The sequence below is a fragment of the Pseudolysinimonas sp. genome, assembly GCF_044239695.1.
Classification (GTDB): Bacteria; Actinomycetota; Actinomycetes; order Actinomycetales; family Microbacteriaceae; genus Pseudolysinimonas_A.
The window spans coordinates 39,173-57,199 of sequence record NZ_JBIIAW010000003.1; the positions used below are offsets into that span (position 1 = coordinate 39,173).

22 protein-coding genes are annotated in these 18,027 nt (G+C 69.2%); 15 read left to right on the top strand and 7 right to left on the bottom strand.

What is annotated here, in order from left to right; translation table 11 throughout:
• Nucleotide 1: 1 nt before the first annotated feature.
• The 10 genes from ACILQS_RS01055 to ACILQS_RS01100 all read left to right on the top strand — a co-directional run bounded on the left by ACILQS_RS01055 (nt 2) and on the right by ACILQS_RS01100 (nt 7,940).
• On the top strand, nt 2–1,324 hold the full coding sequence (locus ACILQS_RS01055; RefSeq protein WP_395638238.1) for a dihydrolipoamide acetyltransferase family protein: 1,323 nt from the start codon (nt 2–4) through the stop codon (nt 1,322–1,324).
• Between the two features lie 97 nt (nt 1,325–1,421).
• Nucleotides 1,422–2,417, top strand: coding sequence for a metal ABC transporter solute-binding protein, Zn/Mn family (locus ACILQS_RS01060; protein WP_395638239.1), 996 nt, complete (start codon nt 1,422–1,424; stop codon nt 2,415–2,417).
• A complete protein-coding gene (locus ACILQS_RS01065; RefSeq protein WP_395638240.1) occupies nt 2,417–3,244 on the top strand; it encodes a metal ABC transporter ATP-binding protein in 828 nt (275 codons plus the stop codon). Before ACILQS_RS01060 ends, ACILQS_RS01065 begins: the two co-directional genes overlap by 1 nt.
• A gap of 23 nt (nt 3,245–3,267) precedes the next feature.
• On the top strand, nt 3,268–4,113 hold the full coding sequence (locus ACILQS_RS01070; protein WP_395638276.1) for a metal ABC transporter permease: 846 nt from the start codon (nt 3,268–3,270) through the stop codon (nt 4,111–4,113).
• The gene (locus ACILQS_RS01075; RefSeq protein WP_395638241.1) at nt 4,110–4,493 is read left to right on the top strand and encodes a Fur family transcriptional regulator; all 384 of its coding nucleotides are present in this window, start codon (nt 4,110–4,112) and stop codon (nt 4,491–4,493) included. Before ACILQS_RS01070 ends, ACILQS_RS01075 begins: the two co-directional genes overlap by 4 nt.
• A 184-nt stretch (nt 4,494–4,677) precedes the next feature.
• Nucleotides 4,678–4,914 (top strand): 50S ribosomal protein L28, encoded by a 237-nt coding sequence (gene rpmB / locus ACILQS_RS01080; RefSeq protein ID WP_395638242.1) that lies wholly within the window; start codon nt 4,678–4,680, stop codon nt 4,912–4,914.
• On the top strand, nt 4,914–5,081 hold the full coding sequence (gene rpmG, locus ACILQS_RS01085) for a 50S ribosomal protein L33 (RefSeq protein WP_210479966.1): 168 nt from the start codon (nt 4,914–4,916) through the stop codon (nt 5,079–5,081). Before rpmB ends, rpmG begins: the two co-directional genes overlap by 1 nt.
• A 4-nt stretch (nt 5,082–5,085) precedes the next feature.
• Nucleotides 5,086–5,391, top strand: coding sequence for a 30S ribosomal protein S14 (gene rpsN / locus ACILQS_RS01090; protein ID WP_395638243.1), 306 nt, complete (start codon nt 5,086–5,088; stop codon nt 5,389–5,391).
• Nucleotides 5,392–5,609: 218 nt separating this feature from the next.
• Nucleotides 5,610–5,897, top strand: coding sequence for an HU family DNA-binding protein (locus ACILQS_RS01095; RefSeq protein ID WP_395638244.1), 288 nt, complete (start codon nt 5,610–5,612; stop codon nt 5,895–5,897).
• 75 nt (nt 5,898–5,972) lie between these two features.
• A complete protein-coding gene (locus ACILQS_RS01100) occupies nt 5,973–7,940 on the top strand; it encodes a cytochrome c oxidase assembly protein (RefSeq protein WP_395638245.1) in 1,968 nt (655 codons plus the stop codon).
• On the opposite strand, the gene ACILQS_RS01105 is transcribed toward ACILQS_RS01100, so the two are convergent.
• Nucleotides 7,937–8,896, bottom strand: a complete 960-nt coding sequence (locus ACILQS_RS01105) for a hypothetical protein (RefSeq protein WP_395638246.1) — start codon at nt 8,894–8,896, stop codon at nt 7,937–7,939. The two genes, ACILQS_RS01100 and ACILQS_RS01105, sit on opposite strands and share 4 nt — an antisense overlap.
• 66 nt (nt 8,897–8,962) lie before the next feature.
• Here ACILQS_RS01105 and ACILQS_RS01110 point away from each other — a divergent pair, with 66 nt between their 5' ends.
• Nucleotides 8,963–10,255: an ATP-dependent RecD-like DNA helicase gene (locus tag ACILQS_RS01110; protein WP_395638247.1), complete on the top strand. Its 1,293-nt coding sequence runs from the start codon at nt 8,963–8,965 to the stop codon at nt 10,253–10,255.
• Here the strand turns inward: ACILQS_RS01110 and ACILQS_RS01115 are convergent.
• Nucleotides 10,252–10,899, bottom strand: coding sequence for a heme oxygenase (biliverdin-producing) (locus ACILQS_RS01115; protein ID WP_395638248.1), 648 nt, complete (start codon nt 10,897–10,899; stop codon nt 10,252–10,254). The genes ACILQS_RS01110 and ACILQS_RS01115 overlap by 4 nt on opposite strands.
• Before the next feature lie 77 nt (nt 10,900–10,976).
• Here ACILQS_RS01115 and ACILQS_RS01120 point away from each other — a divergent pair, with 77 nt between their 5' ends.
• Complete coding sequence (locus ACILQS_RS01120; RefSeq protein WP_395638249.1) at nt 10,977–11,276, top strand: hypothetical protein; 300 nt, start codon at nt 10,977–10,979, stop codon at nt 11,274–11,276.
• Nucleotides 11,277–11,297: 21 nt separating this feature from the next.
• Here ACILQS_RS01120 and ACILQS_RS01125 read toward each other — a convergent pair whose 3' ends face one another.
• Nucleotides 11,298–11,795, bottom strand: coding sequence for a hypothetical protein (locus ACILQS_RS01125; RefSeq protein WP_395638250.1), 498 nt, complete (start codon nt 11,793–11,795; stop codon nt 11,298–11,300).
• 23 nt (nt 11,796–11,818) lie between these two features.
• Here ACILQS_RS01125 and ACILQS_RS01130 point away from each other — a divergent pair, with 23 nt between their 5' ends.
• A complete protein-coding gene (locus ACILQS_RS01130; RefSeq protein ID WP_395638251.1) occupies nt 11,819–12,277 on the top strand; it encodes a GNAT family N-acetyltransferase in 459 nt (152 codons plus the stop codon).
• Here the strand turns inward: ACILQS_RS01130 and ACILQS_RS01135 are convergent.
• The gene (locus ACILQS_RS01135; RefSeq protein WP_395638252.1) at nt 12,213–12,626 is read right to left on the bottom strand and encodes a hypothetical protein; all 414 of its coding nucleotides are present in this window, start codon (nt 12,624–12,626) and stop codon (nt 12,213–12,215) included. The genes ACILQS_RS01130 and ACILQS_RS01135 overlap by 65 nt on opposite strands.
• A gap of 5 nt (nt 12,627–12,631) precedes the next feature.
• Nucleotides 12,632–12,931 (bottom strand): DUF2470 domain-containing protein, encoded by a 300-nt coding sequence (locus ACILQS_RS01140; protein ID WP_395638253.1) that lies wholly within the window; start codon nt 12,929–12,931, stop codon nt 12,632–12,634.
• Between the two features lie 647 nt (nt 12,932–13,578).
• Between ACILQS_RS01140 and ACILQS_RS01145 the strand changes: the two genes are divergently transcribed.
• A complete protein-coding gene (locus tag ACILQS_RS01145; protein WP_395638254.1) occupies nt 13,579–15,054 on the top strand; it encodes a tyrosine-type recombinase/integrase in 1,476 nt (491 codons plus the stop codon).
• The gene (locus ACILQS_RS01150) at nt 15,051–15,338 is read left to right on the top strand and encodes a hypothetical protein (protein ID WP_395638255.1); all 288 of its coding nucleotides are present in this window, start codon (nt 15,051–15,053) and stop codon (nt 15,336–15,338) included. Before ACILQS_RS01145 ends, ACILQS_RS01150 begins: the two co-directional genes overlap by 4 nt.
• 510 nt (nt 15,339–15,848) lie before the next feature.
• On the opposite strand, the gene ACILQS_RS01155 is transcribed toward ACILQS_RS01150, so the two are convergent.
• Nucleotides 15,849–17,249, bottom strand: a complete 1,401-nt coding sequence (locus tag ACILQS_RS01155) for a hypothetical protein (protein WP_395638256.1) — start codon at nt 17,247–17,249, stop codon at nt 15,849–15,851.
• A complete protein-coding gene (locus ACILQS_RS01160; RefSeq protein WP_395638257.1) occupies nt 17,249–18,010 on the bottom strand; it encodes a hypothetical protein in 762 nt (253 codons plus the stop codon). The genes ACILQS_RS01155 and ACILQS_RS01160 overlap by 1 nt, the downstream gene beginning before the upstream one ends.
• Nucleotides 18,011–18,027: the final 17 nt, after the last annotated feature.

Sequence of the window (18,027 nt, forward strand, 5' to 3'; positions counted from 1 at the left end):
CATGGCACAGGAATTCCCGCTCCCCGACGTCGGTGAGGGTCTCACCGAGGCCGAGATCGTCTCGTGGAAGGTCAAGCCGGGCGACACTGTCGCGGTCAACCAGGTGCTCGTCGAGATCGAGACCGCGAAGTCGCTCGTCGAGCTGCCGTCGCCGTTCGCCGGCACCGTGACCGAGCTGCTCTTCGAGGAGGGGGCGACGGTCGAGGTCGGAGCCCCCATCATCCGGGTCGACTCGGCCGGCGGCACGATCGAGCTGCAGGCCCCGCGCGACGCGGACGTGGTCGGCGAGGTCGCCGACCCGGCGGGCGAGAGCTCCGGGGCGGTGCTCGTCGGCTACGGCTCGTCGGGCCACGGGGCGACGCGTCGCCGCCGCCGCCCGGGTGCGGTCGCGACGACCGCCGAAGGCACGACTGCCGACGGCGCGAAGGCGTCCGCTCGTCGGCCGGTCGCGACGGGGTCGCCGATGCCGATCATCGCGAAGCCGCCGATCCGCAAGCTCGCGAAGGACCTCGACGTCGATCTCGCCACGGTGACCGGCACCGGGCTCGGCGGGGAGATCACCCGCGACGACGTCGTGCGCGGCGCGCAGCAGGCCAGCGTCTTCCGCAACATCGAGACCCCGGCCTGGCCGCAGGAGCGCGAGGAGCGCATCCCGGTGAAGGGCGTGCGCAAGGCGATCGCGACCGCGATGGTGCAGAGCGCGTTCACCGCGCCCCACGTCAGCGTCTTCACCGACGTCAACGCCACCCGCACGATGGAGTTCACCCGACGGCTGAAGGATTCGGCGCAGTTCGCCGGCATCCGCGTCTCGCCCCTGCTGGTCATGGCGAAGGCGGTCATCTGGGCGGTGCAGCGCAACCCCACGGTGAACTCGACGTGGACCGACACGGAGATCATCGTCCACCACTACGTGAACCTCGGGATCGCGGCCGCGACCCCGCGCGGGCTCATCGTGCCGAACATCAAGGATGCGCAGAACCTCAGCCTGCGCGAGCTGGCGATGGCGCTCGAACAGCTCACGGTGACGGCGCGCGACGGCAAGACGACACCGGCCGACATGTCGAACGGCACGATCACGATCACCAACCTCGGTTCGTTCGGGATGGACACCGGCACGCCGATCCTCAATCCGGGCGAAGTCGGCATCGTCGCGCTCGGTGCGATCAAGCAGAAGCCCTGGGTCATCGACGGCGAAGTGCGTCCCGCCTTCGTCACGACGGTCTCGGCGGCGTTCGACCACCGCATCGTCGACGGGGATGTCGCCAGCCGCTTCACGGCCGACCTCGCGTCGGTCATCGAGGAGCCGGCGCTTCTGCTCGACTAACCCCCCAAGCAGCGGCTTATTGAGAACCGTTTTGACAACAGTTCTCATTACGGACTAGCGTGGCGACGTTCCCATCCACTCCGTCCGTGAGGCCCCCATGTCCCGCCATTCCCTTCCCGCCCTGACCGCGGCGACCGTCCTCGCCGCCGCCGGACTCGCCGGCTGCGCGGCCTCGCCCGCCTCCGACGACTCGGCGCTCACGGTCGTCGCGTCCACCAACGTCTACGGCGACATCGCGGCGCGGATCGCCGGCAGCGGGATCGAGGTGCGCAGCATCATCACGAGCGCCGCGCAGGACCCGCACAGCTACGAGGCGTCCGCACAGGACCAGCTCGCCGTCTCGGACGCCGACCTCGTCATCCAGAACGGCGGAGGCTACGACGCGTTCATGGAGACGCTCCTCGACGCGTCGGGCAACGACTCGGTGCTCGTCCTCGACGCGGTCGAGATCTCGGGACTCGCCCCGGAGGGCGACGACGAGCACGCCGAGGAGGAGCACGCCGACGAGGACGAGCACGCCGACGAAGAGCACGCCGAGGAAGACGGACACGACGGCCACGACCACATCGAGGGCTTCAACGAGCACGTGTGGTACTCCTTCGAGGCGATGGATGCCCTCGCCGAGGAGATCGCGGAGCACCTCGGCGAACTCGACGCCGCGAACGCCGCCACGTACACGGCCAACTACGAGTCCTTCGCGACCGACCTCGCCGCCCTCGAGGAGCGCGCGCACGAACTGCACGAGGGATTCGAGGGCACCGGGGTGGCGATCACCGAGCCCGTGCCGCTCTACCTGCTCGCCGAACTCGGCTTCGACAACCTGACGCCGGATGAGTTCTCGGAGGCGATCGAGGAGGGCACCGACGTGCCGCCGCTCGTGCTCGACGAGACCCTCGAGCTGTTCCGGTCCGGGGCCGTCGGGCTGCTGGCCTACAACGAGCAGACCGCCGGAGCCGAGACCGAGGAGGTGCGGGCGGCGGCCGAGGCGGCCGGCATCCCGGTGGTCTCGTTCACCGAGACGCTGCCGGATGGCGCAGACTACCTCTCGTGGATGACGGACAACATCGACGCCGTCGCCAACGCCCTGAGCTGATGCCGACGACCGACGCCTCGTCGGTCGTCGCGACCCGGAGCCCCGTTCTCGAGATCGAGAGCGGGGCACTCGGCTTCGGCGACCGGACTCTCTGGCGCGACCTGGATCTGCGCATCGAACCCGGGGAGTTCCTCGCGGTGCTCGGCTCCAACGGCTCGGGCAAGACGAGCCTGCTGCGCACGATCCTCGGGATGCAGCGCCTGGATGCCGGCGAGGCGCGCCTGCTCGGCGGTCCGATCCGTGGCGGCGACCGTCGCATCGGCTACATCCCGCAGCAGAAGATCCTCCCGCCGGGCACCCCGCTCCGCGGCCGTGACCTCGTCGCGCTCGGCGTCGACGGTCATCGCTTCGGCATCCCGGTCAGCCGGTCCGCCGACCGGGCGCGGGTCGCCGAACTGATCTCGTCCGTGGGGGCCGACGCGTACGCCGATCGGCCGGTCGGGCTGCTCTCCGGCGGTGAGCAGCAGCGTCTGCGCGTCGCTCAGGCCCTCGCCGGGGATCCCGTGCTGCTGCTCTGCGACGAGCCGCTGCTCAGCCTCGACCTGCAGAACCAGCGTGCGGTGTCGGAATTGATCGACCGGCGGCGCCGGGAGCACGATACCGCCGTCGTATTCGTCACGCATGACGTCAACCCGGTGCTCGGCCTCGTCGACCGGGTGCTCTACCTCGCCGGCGGCCGCTTCCGCGAAGGCACCCCGGACGAGGTGCTGCGCAGCGACGTGCTCACCGAGCTCTACGGCACCCCCGTCGAGGTCATCCGCAGCGGAGGTCGCGTGATCGTCATCGGCGGCCAGGAGCACGCCCACCACGCGGAGGTCGTCGCGTGACGCTCGACGACCTGTGGGAGCAGATGTTCTCGTTCGAGAACTACGGGCGTCTCCTCGCCCTCGTGCAGAACTCGATCGTCGCCGCCGCGATCCTCGGCATCGTCGGCGGGCTCATCGGCGTCTTCGTCATGCAGCGCGACATGGCGTTCGCCGTGCACGGCATCAGCGAGCTCTCCTTCGCCGGGGCGGCCGGTGCTCTGTTGCTCGGGGTCAACGTCGTCGCCGGCTCGCTGGTCGGGTCGCTGATCGCCGCCGCGCTCATCGGACTCCTGGGGGCTCGCGCCCGCGATCGCAACTCGATCATCGGCGTGCTCATGCCGTTCGGTCTCGGCCTCGGCATCCTGTTCCTCGCGTTGTATCCGGGCCGCAGCGGCAACAAGTTCGGGCTGCTCACCGGCCAGATCATCGCCGTCGACTTCGAGCAGCTCGGCCTGCTCATCGGCATCGCCGTGCTCGTGCTCGCCGTGCTGCTGGTGATCTGGCGTCCGCTGGCCTTCGACAGCGTCGACCCCGAGGTGGCCCAGGCCCGCGGTGTGCCGACCCGCACCGTCTCGCTGGTGTTCATGCTGCTGCTCGGGCTGACGGTCGCCGTCTCGGTGCAGATCATCGGCGCCCTGCTCGTGCTCGCGCTGCTGGTCACGCCGGCGGCCGCCGCGCTGCGGGTGTCGTCGTCGCCGCTGATGGTGCCGCTGCTGAGCATGACCTTCGGGTTCGTGTCGGCGGTCGGCGGCATCCTGCTCGCCCTCGGCGGGTCGCTGCCGATCAGCCCGTACATCACGACGATCTCGTTCCTGATCTACCTCGTCTGCCGCATCGTCGGTCGGGCCCGGCGTGGCACAGTGGTACGCAGGGAGGCGGTGGTGACGTGAAGCGGAACACCTGGCAACGCGAGGCGGTGCGCGAGGCGCTCGGCGAGTCGGAGGGCTTCGTGAGCGCGCAGTCGCTGCACGCGTCACTCAAGGGCTCGGGGTCGACCGTCGGACTGGCGACCGTCTACCGGGCGCTCGCCGATCTCGCGGTCGAAGGGGATGCCGACTCCCTCCAGCAGGACGGCGAGAGCCTCTACCGCGCCTGCACCCCGGGAACCCACCACCATCACCTGATCTGCCGGTCCTGCGGCACGACCGTGGAGATCGCGGCCGACGAGGTCGAGGCCTGGGCGCAAGACGTCGCGGCCCAGCACGGCTTCACCCGACCGCAGCACGTCGTCGACGTGTTCGGCTACTGCCCGGAGTGCTCACGGAGCTAGCCGGTCTCGAGCTTGGCGGACCGGCCATCCTCACGTAGGATCGAGAAGTTGTCCCGGAGACGGGGCTTCTTGTGCGTGCCGGAGAGCCTTGGCTCCTCGGTTCACGTGCCGACAAGTGACCTTGGGTGAGGCGATCGCCTCACGGTAGCCGGGCGGAGCGATCCGCCCACAATTGGAGGAAACCATGGCAGCTGTCTGCCAGGTGACCGGAGCCGTCCCCGGTTTCGGACACAACATCTCGCACTCGCACCGCCGTACGAAGCGCCGCTTCGACCCGAACGTGCAGAAGAAGAAGTACTACGTGCCGTCGCTCAAGCGCACCGTCAGCCTGACGCTGTCCGCCAAGGGCATCAAGGTGATCGACGCGCGCGGCATCGAAGCTGTGGTCCAGGACCTCCTGGCCCGTGGGGAGAAGATCTGATGGCCAAGCAGCAGGACGTCCGCCCCATCATCAAGCTCCGTTCGACCGCCGGCACCGGGTACACGTACGTGACGCGTAAGAACCGTCGCAACAACCCCGACCGCATCGTGCTGAAGAAGTACGACCCGGTCATCCGCAAGCACGTCGAATTCCGAGAGGAGCGGTAACCACATGGCCAAGAAGAGCAAGATCGCCAAGAACGATCAGCGCGCCGTCATCATCGAGCGGTGGGCCGCCAAGCGGCTCGAACTGAAGAAGGCGCTCGTCGACCCGAACGGCACCGACGAGAGCCGCGAGGCCGCGCGCCTCGGTCTGCAGAAGCTGCCGCGCGACGCCTCGCCGGTGCGCTACCGCAACCGCGACGCGATCGACGGTCGCCCGCGGGGAAACCTCTCCCGCTACGGCATCTCGCGTGTGCGGTTCCGCGACATGGCGCACCGCGGTGAGCTGCCCGGCATCACCAAGTCGAGCTGGTAACCCGTCTCAACTCGGTGATCGAGGAGCACCCGCAGGGTGCGTGTCGAGATCAGAACCCCGGTCCCTCACAGGGCCGGGGTTCTTCGCATTTCCTGGGGGAAGTGCGCCACGGAGGCGAAATGCCCGGAATCATCGGTGTTTGCTGTTAGTTTCAACTCGGTTCCGGGGGCGTTCTCCCTCGGCCGCCACCAGAAATATCAAGGTCCGAGGAGGACACAATGGCTGATTCGATCAACAAGGCGGACCTCGTCGCCGCTATCGCCGCGGACTCCGGCCAGGGCCAGGCTGCGGTCTCCACCGTCGTGGACTCGCTCTTCACGGTGCTCGCCAAGTCGCTGTCGGATGGCAAGAAGGTCAGCATCCCCGGATGGCTGAGCGTCGAGCCGACCCAGCGCGCCGCCCGTCAGGGCCGCAACCCCGCGACCGGTGAGACGATCCAGATCGCCGCGAGCGTCGGCGTCAAGATCTCCGCCGGCAGCAAGCTCAAGGCCGCGGCCAAGAAGTAACGACTTCTTCCGCGAAGGGCGCCGACTGTGCAGGCGGCGCCCTTCGTCGTTCCCGGCGCGACGTAGGCTCGTCTGGTGCCCCGCCTCGCCTGGATCGCCGGACCCGCCGCGCTCCTCGCGGCGGCGTTCGCCGCGGTGCTCGTCAGCCTCGCGGTCGGGGGCGGTGCGACTCCCGGCCTGCTGAGCACGGGCGACGAGACCGTGCTGGTGGGGCTGCCGCTGGCGAAGCTGCTGGTGAATCTGGCCATCGCGACGACCCTCGGGGCGCTGCTGCTCGCGGTGTTCGCTCTCGATCCCGACGAGCCCGAGTACGGTCGGGCCCTCGATGTCGCGGCGGCCGGCGCCGGCGTCTGGACGGTGGCCGGGGCCGCCGCGGCGTTCTTCACCTACTCGAGCATCTTCCAGTCGGAGCTGCGGCTCGACGACCGCGTCGGGGCGGAGCTCGCGACGTTCCTGTCGCAGGTGGCGATCGGTCGCGCCTGGCTCGTCGTCGTGCTGATCGGCGCCCTGCTCACCGTCGTGTGCTTCGCCGTACGCAACCGCACGCTGCTGGCGATCGTGCTGGTCGCCGCGAGCCTCGGACTCATCCCGCTGTCGGCCGACGGCGGGCACGCCGCCTCCAGCTCGAGCCACGATCTGGCGTTCACCTCCATCTGGTTGCACACGATCTTCGCCGCGCTGTGGGTCGGCGGGTTGCTGACCCTCGTGCTGCTCCGGCCGGTGCTCAGCCCGGGCCGGCTCGCGGCGCTCCTGCCGCGCTACTCGACGGTCGCCCTCATCGCGTTCGTCGTGGTCGCGGCGTCGGGCTACGTCAGCGCCGCCATCCGGGTCGGCGACCTGCCGGCGCTGCTGACGCCCTACGGCATCCTCGTGCTGGCGAAGGTCGCCGCGCTCGGACTCCTCGGGGTCTTCGGCGCCCTCCAGCGCCGGTGGCTCGTCGGCAAGATCACCGCCGGCGCCGCTCCTCGGTGGTTCTGGCTGCTCGTCGCGTCGGAGCTCGCGGTGATGGGCATCGCCTCGGGGGTGGCCGCGGCCCTCGCCCGCACGGCGAAGCCGGTGCCCGACACGGAGCCGGCGATCGGCGTTCTGACTCCGGCGGAGGTGCTCACCGAGAGCCCGCTGCCGCCCGAACTCACCCCCGAGCGGTGGATCACCGCCTGGGACTTCGACCTGCTGTGGACGCTGATCGTCGGCTTCGGCATTCTCTTCTATCTCGCCGGGGTGTGGCGCCTGCACCGCCGCGGCGACCGCTGGCCCGTGCACCGCTCGGTGCTGTGGGTCGCCGGGATGCTCGGCATCCTCTGGGTGACGAACGGTGCGCTCAACGTCTACGAGCAGTACCTGTTCAGTGCGCACATGCTCGGTCACATGCTGCTGAGCATGGCGATCCCGGTGCTCCTCGTGCTGAGCGCCCCGATCACCCTCGCGCTGCGCACGATCCGCAAGAGGGATGACGGCAGCCGCGGGCCGCGCGAGTGGATCCTGCTGCTCGTGCATTCGCGGTACGCGACGGTGCTCACGCATCCGCTCGTCTCCGGTGGGCTGTTCGCGGCATCCCTCTGGGTGTTCTACTACACGCCGATCTTCCGCTGGGCGACCGAGGACCACGTCGGGCACATGTGGATGATCATCCACTTCCTGCTCGTCGGCTACCTGTTCGCGCAGACGCTCGTCGGCATCGACCCGGTCGCCGGGCAGCCGCCGTATCCGCTGCGGCTCATCCTGTTGCTGGCGACGATGGCGATGCACGCGTTTTTCGGGCTGTCGCTGGTCGAGGGCGAGGGGTTGCTGCTCGCCGACTGGTACGGCGCGATGGGCCGCGAGTGGGGCGCCGACCCGCTGCAGGATCAGCAGAACGCCGGCGCGATCGCCTGGAGCGTCGGCGAGATCCCGACCGTCGTGCTCGCGGTGCTCGTCGCGATCCTCTGGGGGCGCAGCGACGCCCGGGACGCGAAGCGCGGCGACCGCCAGGCCGACCGCGACGGGGATGCCGAGCTCGCCGAATACAACGCGATGCTCGAGGCGCGGGCAAGCCGGCGCTAACCCCAGAGGGTGATGAGCAGGGTCGTGTCGTCGGCTCCGATCGTCACGACGTAGCTCGCGGTGACCGGGAGGTCCGCGTCGAAGGTCGTGATGCTGCCGTCGAAGAGCGACTGCACGTCGACCGTCAGGTGCGGCACGAGCTCCGCGTCGGGCACGAGCCAGGTGCCGAACTCGGTGCCCGGTTCCACGGTGAGGTCGGGGTACTCCGCGATCGACCAGACCGGGGTCGAGGCGACACGATTGGCGATCGCGTGACCGAACGGGCACCCGGTCGGGAACAGCACCTCCTGGGTGGCGCAGGCGTCGAGATCGGCGTGCACCTGACGGGTGATCTGCTCGACGAATCCGTCGGCCGGCTGCACGTCGAGCGTCGCGCCGAGCTCCGACCCCGGCCGATCGGCGACGAGGCCGACGGCGTCGGCCTGCAGATACCGCGAGTGGTGGTCGAGGCGGTAGACCCCCGGGACGAGTACGGCGTAGGCGGTCGGCTCGTCGGTGGCGGCCCGCACGCCGTTGAGGTCGAAGCGCGGGTCGTGGTCGATGGTGAGCCCCAGCGTCGCGACCGGGGAGACGGCGAACGCCCACTTCGGGAAGAGGCCGAGCCGCGATCCCACGCGTTCGACGGTGAAGGACGACACCGCCTCGGTGTCGCCGCGCGACCACGCCACGGTGACGATCTCCGTGCCGGCGTCGCCGGGGGCGACCGTCATCTCGCGCACCGCCGTCGGGCCACCCAGTGCGTCGTCGGCGAGGAAGTCGTCGCGCAGGCGCGGGTCGACGGTGACGCCCGCGAGCGACAGGGCGCCGGCGGCATCCCCGCGGGAGACCGCGTCGAGGTAGACGCGCACGAACCCCGCGGCGCCGAAGGTCGTCGCGTTGAGGGCGACGAGGAAGCCGGCGCCCGTCGCGACGGCGACCGCGACGATCACCACCCAGGCCACCACCGCGCGTCGCACCCCGTCATCCTACGAACCCGGCTGGGCGGCCCGGTTCGGGGCGGGCCGCCGGTCTAGACTCGCCCGGTGGATCTCCCCGAACTGTCGCCCGAGCAGGCGGCGGTCGTCGCGGCGATCGAGAACACCCGGGACCACATCTTCGTCACCGGGCGCGCGGGAACCGGCAAGTCGACGCTGCTCGAGTATCTGTCGTGGCACTCGTCGCACACCCTCGCGATCTGCGCGCCGACCGGCGTCGCGGCGCTCAACGTCGGCGGACAGACCATCCATTCGCTGTTCCGGCTGCCGATCGGGGTCATCGCCGATCACGACATCGACCAAGGCCCCGAGGTGCGCAAACTGCTGAGCGCGATCGACACCCTCGTGATCGACGAGGTGTCGATGGTCAACGCCGACCTGATGGATGCCATCGACCGTTCGCTGCGCCAGGCGCGCAGCCGGCCGCACGAGGCGTTCGGCGGCACCCAGATCATCCTCTTCGGCGACCCGTACCAGTTGGCTCCGGTGCCCGGCGAGAACGAGGAGCGGGCCTACTTCGCCGACCACTACCGCTCGATGTGGTTCTTCGACGCGAAAGTGTGGGACGAGGCCGACCTGCGCATCTTCGAACTCACGACCATCCACCGGCAGCACGAGCTGGAGTTCAAGCAACTGCTGACCGCCGTGCGGCACGGCTCCGTCACCGCCGAGATGGCGCACCGGCTCAACTCCGTGGGGGCGCGCCCGGCACCGACCGAGGGGGCGATCACCCTCGCGACGACGAACGCCGCGGTGAACCGCATCAACGCCCAGGGACTCGGCAAGCTCCCGGGCCGCGCGCTGTCGGCGGTCGCCGAGGTGACGGGCGACTTCGGCAACCGCTCCTACCCGGCCGACGAGAGGCTCGAGCTGAAGATCGGCGCGCAGGTGATGTTCCTGCGCAACGACACCGGCATCGACCGGCGCTGGGTCAACGGCACGATCGGCGAGGTCGTGAAGATCGCCGACACCGTCACGGTCGAGGTCGATGGCGAGGACTTCGAGGTGCAGCCCGCGATCTGGGAGCGCTACAAGTACTCCTACGAGCCGGCGACGAAGACGCTGCGGAAAGATGTCGTGGCCGAGTTCCAGCAGTTCCCGCTGCGGCTCGCCTGGGCGGTCACCATCCACAAGTCGCAGGGCAAGACGTACGACTCCGCGATCGTCCACCTCGGCGCCCGGTCGTTCGCGCCGGGTCAGACCTACGTGGCCTTGTCGCGCATCACCGAACTCGAGGGCCTCTACCTCACCCGGCCGCTTCGGCCGAGCGACATCATCGTCGACGACAACGTGCGGCGCTTCATGTCGGGCGTTCAGGCCATCCCGGCGATCCAGGCCTAGGCGGCGGCCTTCGCGGCGGTGAGGTCCTCGAACATCTCGGTGTTGAACCGGTAGGCGACGAGCACCTCGTCGATGACGCGCTCCCGCTCGACCGCATCCCAGGTGGCCGCGTCGAGCTGCTCGCGATAGGTCTCCTTGAACGCCTTCGGGTCGGCGATCTGGTCGAACAGATAGAACAGGATGCCGTTGGTCTCGAAACCGAAGTGGCGCTTCATGAGTCGGCCGATGGCCTGGCCACCCGACAGGTCGCCGAGGTAGCGCGTGTAGTGGTGGGCGACGAACCCGCCCGACCAGCCCTCGGCCTCGATCTCGCGGATGCGGGCGACGTAGTGCTCGGTCGACGGGAGCGGGGTGATCTGCGCGCGCCAGTCGTCGCCGAGGAGGAAGACGAGGTCGGCCTCGAGGGCGGGCATGCGCGTGAGCTGGTCGCTCAGGAACGGCTGCGCCTCGGCATCCGCCTCGAACGTGCGGGCCGCGGCTTCGAGCGCCTCGTAGACGAAGTAGTGCTGCACGACGAGGGCGATGTAGTCCTCGCGGGTGCCCTTGCCGGTCATCAGGTCGTGCATGAAGCCGGCGCCCTCGCTCTCGCCGTGGCCGGACCAGGTGCGCTCGCGGAGGGCCTGCGAGAAGGGGATGACGGACACGTTCGCTCCTGAGACTGCGGGGTAAGGGTGACCTTAGTGTCTCACAGCGGTCAATCGTCCGGTGAAAGACTCGAGCCATGCCTGATCGACCCGAGATCGTCTGCATCTGCGGGTCCGCGCGGTTCGTGAACGAGATGCGGGCGGCCAACCGTGAGCTGACCCTTGCCGGTGTCATCGTTGTGGCGCCCGGCGAAGCAGCCGACGTGATCACCGACGAGCAGAAGAGTGCCTTGGGCTCTCTGCACCTGCGCAAGATCGATCTTGCCGACCGGGTTCTGATCGTCAACCCGGGCGGGTACATCGGCGAAACCACGAGCAGAGAGATTGCCTATGCGCGTGCTGCCGGGAAGCCGGTCTCATTCACTGATCCGGTCTGACACGTCTCCTGCCGACTCGTCCTAGTGCGCGGGTTCTTGGTGCACCGGGAGGTCGCCCAGGCGTTGCGGCACTTCGGTCGCGATGAGTGCCGGCACGGTGATCGCGGCGACGGCGAGTCCGGCGACGGCGATGCCGAGGGCCGGATGCCGGGGTTCCTGCGTGTTCTCACGACGGAGCCCGATGGCGAGGAGCGCTGCGACGGCGAGGCCGAGCACGGTCGCCGCGAGCATCGGCAGCGGCCGCGGACCTTCGACGCCGAGGAGGAGCAGCACGACCCACGCCGCCGCCGGCACGAGAGCCCCGGCGATCGCCGCCCGCGGGAGCGGCACCCCGGGGAGGGACACCGCGAGCACGCCCCAGAGGAACTCGACACCGCCGACCACCGCGAGCCCCACCGCCAGCCCCACGGGTGCGTCGACCGCGAGGGCGAGGTGCAGGAGCCCGGCACCGAGGGCGGCGAATCCGAGGGCGCTGCGAGTGACGGCGGTCCAGCGCCTCGGGCCGCCCGTGCTGTTCACGGGGTCCACCGTAATCTGAGGGGGTGGGTTCACTCGTGTTGCGGGCCGCCCGGGCGGGCGAGGAGGCGGAGCTCACCGAACTGGCCCTTCGGTCCAAAGGTCACTGGGGGTACTCGGCGGAGTTCCTGGATGCCTGCCGGCCCGAGCTCACGGTGCGACCCGAGCAGCTCGCCGACATCCTCGTCGCCGAGCCGGACGGGGTGCTCGCGGGCTTCCGGCTGCTCGTCGTCGACGGCACGCACGGCGAACTCGAGGCCCTCTTCGTCGACCCGCCGTTCATCGGCTCGGGCATCGGACGCCTGCTGATGGACGAGGTGCTCGTCACGGCGCGGGCGCGCGGGGTGCAGACCCTGATTCTCGATGCCGACCCCGGCGCCGAGGCGTTCTACGCGCGGTTCGGGGCGCGCACGACCCGGCTCACTCCGAGCGGATCGATCCCGGGGCGGTCGCTGCCTCGGATGGAGTGGGATCTGCGGGAGTGACGGCGGCGACGTCGCGCCGGGCGCCGAGTCCGACGGCGAGGTGGATGACGGCGGCGGCAAACAGACCGACCTCGAGCACCGCGCCGAGTCCGAGCACGTTGTACGCGGTGCCGACGAGGAACAGACCCGCGTAGCCGAGAGCGAGCCAGGCCGTGCCGACGGCGATGTTCGCCACACGAGCCGGCGCGATCCCGCGCGCGGCGGTGAGGATCAGCGCGACGGCGCCGATCTCGAAGAGGGCCGCGAGCAACGGGCGACCGGTCGCGACGGCGAACACGCCGTACGGCGCGTATCCGGCGCCGAGCGCGAGCGCGACGATCCGGTTCGGCGAACTCAGCAGCGTGCGCATGGACGTCAGTGCGGGCGGGCCTCGACGCCGAGCTTCTCGCAGGCGGCGTCGTAGAGAACGACGACGTCGCGGCGGATCTCCGCACGCTCGGTGAGCGGGGCGCCCGGCCACGGGATGTGCAGCTCGAGGTCTTCGCCCTCCGACACGTACTTCCACGTGCCGCCGTGCTCGTCGAGGTCGTGCATCGTCGCGTCGCGCACCTCACGACCGGAGAACGCCCGCACGATGAGCACGTTGTCCTCGATGTGGTCGTCGTTCATGTGGTGCAGCACCGCGGCGACGACGTCGGGGGAGAAGACTGCCATGCCGTCCACGCTAACCGACGGTCCCTGCGGAGAAGAGATGGTGCGCGCCGTAGGCGTCGACGGCGCGCACCGCGATCTTCATCCCTTACCGAGCGTCTTGCCCGCTTGGGACTTGGCGGACGCGGAAGAGCTCCCCGACGCGAGCGTGCTTCCGGCCTTCGACAGTTGGGACTTGGACGGCTTCGCCATTCGTATCCCTCCTCTCCGACTAACCGCGGATGCGGCAATCGAAGGATAGATCGGGCGTCCGACAAGACTCCGGACGTTCGCTTCTTGGCTCGCAAACGTGACGTCATGGATCGGTGGTCGTTGCGTCAGCCCCAACCTCGACTACCACCCCAAAACACGACAGCCGCACCCACAAACGCGGGTGCGGCTGTCAACGATGTCCTGAGACATCACATGGGAGCGGATGACGGGAATCGAACCCGCGCTATCAGCTTGGGAAAACGACGCCGACCCTTTCTCTGTCAGTCGAGATCGCGGGTGAAGCCCGCTATCTCGGTGAAGTGACCTTAACAGTCGATGCCGGTTAGCGACAGTTCGCGACACGTTGCGACGGACCAGGAGTCCACGTCGCGTCCACGAGATTGACCGCTGTCGTCGGGCGCCGTTACCTTGCGAGCGACGCGACGAGAGGGCGACGAATGACCGCTGCACCCGCTGACCCCCGGCTCGACCCGGCCGCTGCGCAACGCACCGAGGACGTCTGGGCGACCGCGCTCGACGAGCACCGCGGATACCTCGCTCAGGTCGACGGCCTTGCCGAGTCGACGGTGACGGTGCGAATGCGGATGCTCAGCGCGATGGCGCGGAGCATCGGGCTCGGGCCGTGGGCCCTCTCGGACGAGGCCTTTTCGCTGTGGCTCGATCAGCGCGGGCTCGCTCGAGAAAGTCAGCGAACCTACCGCAAGGTCTCCCGCGGGTTCTATCGGTGGGCTGTGGCGGTCGGCTACATCGAGCGGCAGCCCCTCGCCGACCGACCAACGCGAGTTCGCCGAGCGCCCGAAGGTGCTTGGAGCGCCGGGTTGGAGGAGTGGGAGGTGCACGAGTCTCGGGTCGGCGCGAGCCCCGAGTACGTCCGGACTCGGGCAAAGCATCTCCGTCGCTTCGCCGACGAATGCGGTGTCGCCTCGCCCTGGAACGTCGAGCCGGCGCACGTGCATGGGTGGCTCGCTCGACTCAACGTGAGCGGCAGTACCGTCGCCGCGGCGCGGAACGCGCTGCGATCCTTCTACCGTTGGGCCTGCCACGACGGCCGGATCGAGCACGATCCTACGGACGAACCCTCTCGTCGAGCGAGCACCCGGTTCGCGCCCGAACGGTGGGAGGTCGAGATCTCGGCTTGGCGTCGCGCGATGCTCGCCGAGTCGAAGCCCTCGACGACGCTCATGCTGCGCGTGCAGCACCTTCGCCGCTTCGCGCGCGAGAACAGCCACCTCGCGCCGTTCGAGCCGACCACCGACGAACTGCTCGACTGGCTATCTCACAAGCGTTGGAGTCCCGAAACGCGGCGCTCGGTGCGCGGGTCACTGCGCGGGTTCTATCGCTGGGCGAAGCAGAGCGGCCGCGTGGCGAAGAATCCCGCGGCGAAACTGCCGGCCGTGAAGGCACCGCTCTCGCACGCACGTCCCGCGGCCGACGCCGACTACCGGGCTGCCCTGGCGAAGGCGGACCGCTCCGAGCGGATGGCGTTGCGGCTGGCCGCCGAACTCGGGCTGCGACGCGCCGAGGTCGCCGTGGTCCACACCTCCGACCTGCGACACACCGAGACCGGAATGCTCATCCTCGTCCACGGCAAGGGTCGCCGCGATCGGGTGCTCCCGGTGCCGCAGTCCCTCGCAGACTCGCTCCGCGCGGTGACCCCCGGGTTCGTGTTCCCCGGGAAGATCGACGGGCACATTTCCCCGCAGTACCTGAGCAAGCGACTCGGGGCGCTGCTGCCGCCCGGGGTGAGCATGCACATGCTTCGACACCGCTTCGCGACTAACGCCTACGCCGTCGATCGCGACGTGCTTACGGTCCAGCGTCTGCTCGGCCACTCTTCGCCGGCCACGACTCAGCGGTACGTCGCGGTGACCGATGATCGCATGCGCGAACTCGTGGAGGCGATCGCATCGTGACGCTGAACTTCGACTGCCCGGTCGCCTGGTGTAGCGGCTACCGTCCCGAGCACGGCGACGAGGGCGACGGGCCGCAGAAGTGGCTACACACGTCGGAGCACGAGGACATCGCCGAACTCGCGATCGGGGTGTTCTTCAGAGAGGGGATCGGGCCGACCACCTTCGCCGTGAGCATCACCACCACGGAACTCGGCGGGAGCGCGGAGCAACTCCGTGCGGACGCCAAGAGGCTGCGCACGCTCGCCGCGGTCATGGAAGCGCGAGCGGGCTCGGTCGAGCAGTAGACCTCGGGTCGGGGCTCCCAAGTCGAAGGCTTCGCTCAGTGGCGCGGCGCGCCGCTCCGACCGGTGACGGTCGCCCGATGTACGTTCAGCGGGTTGGCGGCCCGAAAGGGCCGCTGCTTCGCCGTGCTCGCGCGAAGGCAGGGGGAACGCGGGACAACCCGAGGAGTTCCCGCGCGATCGCGCTTGTAGAGAGAGAAATCCGTGCTGCCGTCTAGCGGAGGTACGACGCATTCCTCAAAAAGATCGGGGCTAGGGCGAGTGTGAGCAGTGCTCTGTCGCCCTAGCCGCGTGCGCTTCGCTGGGACGCGGGAACATCGGTAACGATCATCGGTCACATCGGTGACTCGGTCACAAGCGCCATGTCTACCCGGCTGCCCGCGTGCCCGCTGTGCTCGTTGTCGAGGAGCGCGCACGCCGGACACCTCCACCAGAACCCAGGAAGTACCGTGGTGGCGCACGCCGGGCAGGTGACCAGAAACGACACCTGCCCGGCGCAGCGACACCGCTCCATCAGAGGACTTCCTGCCCGTAACGGGTGAAGAGTTTCGCCCGGATGTTCACAGGGTTGCGGCGGAAATACTCCTGGGCCGTCGAGTGATACGCGGCCGCATCTGCGGAGGGATTGAAGGTGACCCTCGGCGCGGGGACGGTCGATGCGCCGAGGGCGGCGCCGATCTCCGTGACGTAGGTGCCCGAGTTCTGCTTGCCGGCCTCGCTCCAGAATCGATCGAGTTCGGCACGCTGGGAAGTCGAAGCGCTCTGGTAGCCCGCGAGCATCGTGGCTGCCGCCTCCACACCCTGCTCGTTGAGGAACGCCTTCGCCTCGGCGCTGAGACCCGCGGTCGCAAGCGTCGCCTGGTAGTCGCGCAGAGCGGTCTCCCTCTCCTGCATCGCGGCAAGATACGCCGACACGTCGAACAGACCGGTCTCGGCGTCGATGAAGCCCTGCGTGCTGCCCGCCGCCTCGTCGTAGGCGGTGTTCACCGCCTTGATCAGCGCGACCTTGCCCTCGATCTCTGAGACCCCGGACGAGTAGTACAACTCCTGCATCTGGGTCGCCTCGCTGATCGCGTCGCGTTGCGCCCGCAGAAGCCCGAGTTCGTGCTCCAGGTCGGCGGCGCGGTTGCTCGCCTCCGTTGAGGCGAACTCGTTGTTGCCCTGCAACTCCAGGGCGCGGATGCGCTCGGCCGCTGCGAGTGCTTCTGTCTTGTCGATGAGGTCGTCGAGCGGTTCACCGCCTCCGGCGTACGCGTTAACGACGTCCTCGAAGTTCGATTCGAGATCGGCGGCGAGGCCGCTGAGCCGCTCCAGGTTCGCCTTGCTGTCATCGGTCTCTGTGGCGAGTCCGCGTACTTCATCCGCGATCCCGGAGAACGCGCGGCCCGCGATCGCGCCGGTGTCGATGAACTCGCTGGTGAGTTCCGCGACCTTGGCGCGGAACTCTTCGGAGTCCTCTTCCGCGCCAGTGATCGCGGCCGCGATCGTGCCGATAGTCGCCGCGGCTGCGACCGCGACGGGCACGAGCGCCGGGTTGACTTGCGCGAGGCCTGCGACCAGACCGCCGAACGTGCCCTGCACGCCGTCGACGAACGACGACACCGAGCCGTCGAACGACGAGAACGTCTCGGATGCGTTGGACAGCGCTTCGGCCTTGACTTCGCGCATCGACGCCGACGCTTTCGTGGCGCCGCGGTCGAGCCCGTCCGCGAGGTTCTGCCCGGCCTTGTTGCCGTCGCGCTCAGCCGCGCGGGCGAGATCCCGGAACGAACCTTCGAGCCGCTCTGTCGACTGATCGCCGTCGCGCGCAGCGTCGTCGAGCGCGTCGGCGACCTGGTCGAGCGCGCCGGCCACGTCCTTGATTCCGGCTTGTGCATCGCGAGTGTTCGCAGCGATGTCGAGACTGAGTGCCATCAGCGCGCCTCCATCCCGAGAGCCCGGGCGACGACCACGCGGCGAGTCTCGCCGTCCCGAGTTCGCTCGACCCGAACGGCTTCGGCGTAGATCTCGGCAGCGACGAGGTGACACTTCGCGCAGGCGAGGAGTGTCGGCACAGGAAGGCCGCGGGGGGTGAGTGTCGAGGGTGAGACCCAGTTCACGACTTCGACGGGGGCGAGGGGGCGCGCCATGGGAGCACCTGCCTCGACCGCGCCGCAGACGGGACAGGTGTAGACGCTGCGCGCTGCCTCTTCGGCGCGGACTCGCTTCGCGTGCCGCTCGGCGTGGTGCTTGACGTGCGCGGCCGTGATCGTGAAGCGCGCCATTGACTCGTACCGGGTCGGCTCCTGCTCGAGGAGGTCGTCGACGAGGCGATCGATCGAGTCGCCCGCCCAGAGCGGTCGGGCGTACGGCCCGAGGAGCGCATCGGTGAGCGCGAACCCCGACAGAGGCTCGTCTTGCTCCTCGTCGGCAGAGGAGTCGGTAAGCGGCCGATGAGACCGCGTGCCGGCTCGCGCGGCTTCTCGGGCGCGCTCATCCTCTCGGCGTTCCGCGCGGTGCTTTGCGCTGAGCTCAAGGACCGCGATGTTCTGAGACACCGCGCGGGGGATTCGGCCGGGGGCGGTCGCTGAATGCTCCGTCCACGCGGCCCGGTGGCTTTCCGGGATGAAGTAGAACGACGCCTGGTCGTCGAAGCCCTCGGGCAGGGGATCGACGGTGCTGGGCTTGAGGCTCATGGTGATGACGTCCAATC

Coding starts and splice junctions, on each gene's coding strand:
- ACILQS_RS01055 (WP_395638238.1), top strand. CDS start 2: ATGGCACAGGAATTCCCGCTCCCCGACGTCGGTGAGGGTCTCACCGAG.
- ACILQS_RS01060 (WP_395638239.1), top strand. CDS start 1,422: ATGTCCCGCCATTCCCTTCCCGCCCTGACCGCGGCGACCGTCCTCGCC.
- ACILQS_RS01065 (WP_395638240.1), top strand. CDS start 2,417: ATGCCGACGACCGACGCCTCGTCGGTCGTCGCGACCCGGAGCCCCGTT.
- ACILQS_RS01070 (WP_395638276.1), top strand. CDS start 3,268: ATGTTCTCGTTCGAGAACTACGGGCGTCTCCTCGCCCTCGTGCAGAAC.
- rpmB (WP_395638242.1), top strand. CDS start 4,678: ATGGCAGCTGTCTGCCAGGTGACCGGAGCCGTCCCCGGTTTCGGACAC.
- rpmG (WP_210479966.1), top strand. CDS start 4,914: ATGGCCAAGCAGCAGGACGTCCGCCCCATCATCAAGCTCCGTTCGACC.
- rpsN (WP_395638243.1), top strand. CDS start 5,086: ATGGCCAAGAAGAGCAAGATCGCCAAGAACGATCAGCGCGCCGTCATC.
- ACILQS_RS01095 (WP_395638244.1), top strand. CDS start 5,610: ATGGCTGATTCGATCAACAAGGCGGACCTCGTCGCCGCTATCGCCGCG.
- ACILQS_RS01120 (WP_395638249.1), top strand. CDS start 10,977: ATGCCTGATCGACCCGAGATCGTCTGCATCTGCGGGTCCGCGCGGTTC.
- ACILQS_RS01135 (WP_395638252.1), bottom strand. CDS start 12,626: ATGCGCACGCTGCTGAGTTCGCCGAACCGGATCGTCGCGCTCGCGCTC.
- ACILQS_RS01140 (WP_395638253.1), bottom strand. CDS start 12,931: ATGGCAGTCTTCTCCCCCGACGTCGTCGCCGCGGTGCTGCACCACATG.
- ACILQS_RS01145 (WP_395638254.1), top strand. CDS start 13,579: ATGACCGCTGCACCCGCTGACCCCCGGCTCGACCCGGCCGCTGCGCAA.
- ACILQS_RS01155 (WP_395638256.1), bottom strand. CDS start 17,249: ATGGCACTCAGTCTCGACATCGCTGCGAACACTCGCGATGCACAAGCC.
- ACILQS_RS01160 (WP_395638257.1), bottom strand. CDS start 18,010: ATGAGCCTCAAGCCCAGCACCGTCGATCCCCTGCCCGAGGGCTTCGAC.